This is a genomic window from Saccharomonospora saliphila YIM 90502 (assembly GCF_000383795.1).
Taxonomy (GTDB): Bacteria; Actinomycetota; Actinomycetes; order Mycobacteriales; family Pseudonocardiaceae; genus Saccharomonospora; species Saccharomonospora saliphila.
This window is the reverse complement of sequence record NZ_KB912728.1, coordinates 232,247-234,767: the sequence shown is the minus strand read 5'-3', so window position 1 is coordinate 234,767 and position 2,521 is coordinate 232,247. Positions and strand designations below refer to the sequence as shown.

Here is a 2,521-nt window from a genome sequence, read left to right as displayed (position 1 = left end):
GGTGGCGCGGCGCGGGGCGCCGGCATGCCGGGCCGGGCCGGGACAGGACGGTGGAACGGCGCGGGAGAGGCGGCTGATCATGGTGCTCGCCTTCGCGGTCGCCCTGGCCACGCTCGGTGCGCTGTTCATCGCGGTCGGGTCGGCGCTGCAGGAACGGGTCGTGGCGGGCACCCGCGCCGCGGCGGGCCAGATGCGCTTCGTGCTCTCCCTCGCCCGGCACCCTCGCTGGCTGCTCGGCGGTGTTTGCGCGGGCGTCGGCGTGGCTCTGCACGTGCTGGCGCTCAGCCACGGCCCGGTGAGCATCATCCAGCCGGTGGGCACGACCGGCCTGCTCTTCGCGGTCGTAACCAAGGCGCTGCTCGACCGCCGTGGGGTGCGCCCCGCGGAACTGCTCGGCTCGACCGCGATCGTGCTCGGGTTGGCGGGGCTGCTCACCGCGCTGCCGCACGACCCGAAGGACCCGACGCTGAGCCTGGCCGGAGCGCTGGCGCTCGGCTCCGGCACCCTGCTGGTCACCGGCGTCGCGGCGCTGATGGCCTCCACCACCGACTCGAGCAGCGCCAAGGCAGCCCTGCTCGCCTTCGCCGCCGGGTCCGCGTTCGGGGTGGGGTCGGCGCTGGTCGGCGTGATCGGGCATCGTGCGCTCGCCGACCCCTCGGCGGTGCTCGGCTGGCCGACGGTGGTCGTGCTGATGTTGCTGGCCTGCGGGGCGCTCGCCCAGCAGCACGCCTACCGGATGCGCCGGTTCGCGCTGGCCTTCGCCGTGCTGCTGATCACCGACCCTGTGGTGGCCGCCTCCGTCGGGGTCCTCGTGCTGGGCGAGCCCATGCCCGGCACCGCGGCCAAGGCCGCCTGGATGGGGGTCTCGGCCACCGTGGTGGTGGCCGGTGTGGTCGCGCTGGCCCGCTCCTACGCCGCGGCGAGCCCGTCGTCCGTCGAGGAGGGCTGACATGCGGGTCCTGATCGCCACCGACACCTACCCGCCCGACGTCAGCGGCAGTTCGTTCTTCGCCCACCGGCTCGCCACCGGGCTCGCCCGCCGGGGACACGACGTCCACGTGGTCTGCGCCTCGGACACCGGTCCGCGCCGGGACGTCCGCGAGGAGGGCGTCCTGCTGCACCGCTTGCGGTCGATCCCGCTGGTGATTCACCCGAGCGTGCGTTTCGTTCCCCCGCCCGGGGTGCCCCGGATCCTGCGGCGCCTGGTCCCGGCCGTCGCGCCGGACGTGCTGCACACGCAGGACCACTTCACCCTCGGCCGGGCCGCCGTGCGGGCCGCGACCCGGCTCGGTGTCCCTGTCGTGGCGACACACCACTTCATGCCGGACAACCTCCTGCCCTACCTGCCCGCGCGCCTGCACGCGCCGGTGGCGCGGCTGGCCTGGCGCGACTGCCTGCGCGTCTACGACCACGCCGACCACGTCGCGTCTACGACCACGCCGACCACGTCACGGCGCCCACGCGCGCGGCGGCGGAGCTGATCACCGGCCAGGGCTTCGCCCGCACGGTCGAGGCGGTCTCCTGCGGGGTCGACACCGGCCGGTTCCGCCCGCCGGACGGGCCACGCACGCCGATGCGCAAGGAGCTCGGGCTGCCCGACCTGCCCACCGTCGCCTTCGTGGGCAGACTCGACGCCGAGAAGCGCCTCGAGGAACTGATCCGGGCCCTGCCCCGCGTCCACGAGACCCTCGACGCCCAGCTCGTCCTGGTGGGCACGGGCACCCGGCGTCCGGCACTGGAGCGGCTCGCGGCCGAGGTCGGCGTGGCCGACCGCGTGCGGTTCCTGGGCTTCGCGCCCGACGAGCAGCTCCCCATCACGTATCAGGCCGCGGACGTGTTCGCCATTCCCGGCGTGGCCGAACTCCAGAGCATCGCCACGCTGGAGGCGGTGGCCTCCGGCCTGCCGGTGGTGGCCGCCGACGCGGTGGCACTGCCGCATCTCGTCTCACCGGAGCGCAACGGCTTTCTGTTCCGCCCCGGCGACGTCGCCGGGCTCGCGGCGGCGCTGACGCGGCTTCTGTCCTCGGCATCGCTGCGCGACCGCATGGGCGCGGCGAGCAGGACGGTGGCGGCCGCCCACGACCACGAGGCGACGCTGGCGCGTTTCGAGGAGATCTACACCGGCCTTCTCCGGCGATGAGCCACGCGTCGGTGCCCCTCTCGCCCTCCCGCCGGGTCGGGTGACACTGCAGACACCGGCTGATCACGACGGGCCACCGACGCGTAGAGTGTGCTCCCCCAAGCGGCGTGAGCCGACAGCCACCAACGGCACCGCGCGCTGGCGGGAACCCTCACCGGCGCCCACTGAGCCGCACGTACGGCCGCCCGCCCGGGGGACCGGTGCGGGGGCTCCTCAGCGCCGGCGCCCCCGCACAGGCCGGGCGAGCACACTCAACGGCACCACCAGCAGCCAGGACAGCTGCCCGGCGACCGGGTCGGCGAAGGCCAGTGGAATCGAGGGCAGGAATCCCACGGTCACGGCCGCGCCGCGCGCCAGCCCGGCGCGCAGGTCGGCCGGGTC

General features: G+C 75.0%; 3 protein-coding genes. All 3 read left to right on the top strand.

Going from position 1 to position 2,521, the window contains the following annotated elements; genetic code table 11:
- A partial coding sequence (locus SACSA_RS0120085) for a DMT family transporter (RefSeq protein ID WP_332253401.1) occupies positions 1–949 on the top strand: 949 nt, incomplete at its 5' end.
- Position 950: 1 nt separating this feature from the next.
- Positions 951–1,481: a glycosyltransferase gene (locus SACSA_RS27255; RefSeq protein WP_408640289.1), complete on the top strand. Its 531-nt coding sequence runs from the start codon at positions 951–953 to the stop codon at positions 1,479–1,481.
- Between the two features lie 92 nt (positions 1,482–1,573).
- Positions 1,574–2,140: a glycosyltransferase gene (locus SACSA_RS27250; RefSeq protein WP_408640288.1), complete on the top strand. Its 567-nt coding sequence runs from the start codon at positions 1,574–1,576 to the stop codon at positions 2,138–2,140.
- Positions 2,141–2,521: the final 381 nt, after the last annotated feature.

Coding starts and splice junctions, on each gene's coding strand:
- SACSA_RS27255 (WP_408640289.1), top strand. CDS start 951: ATGCGGGTCCTGATCGCCACCGACACCTACCCGCCCGACGTCAGCGGC.
- SACSA_RS27250 (WP_408640288.1), top strand. CDS start 1,574: ATGCGCAAGGAGCTCGGGCTGCCCGACCTGCCCACCGTCGCCTTCGTG.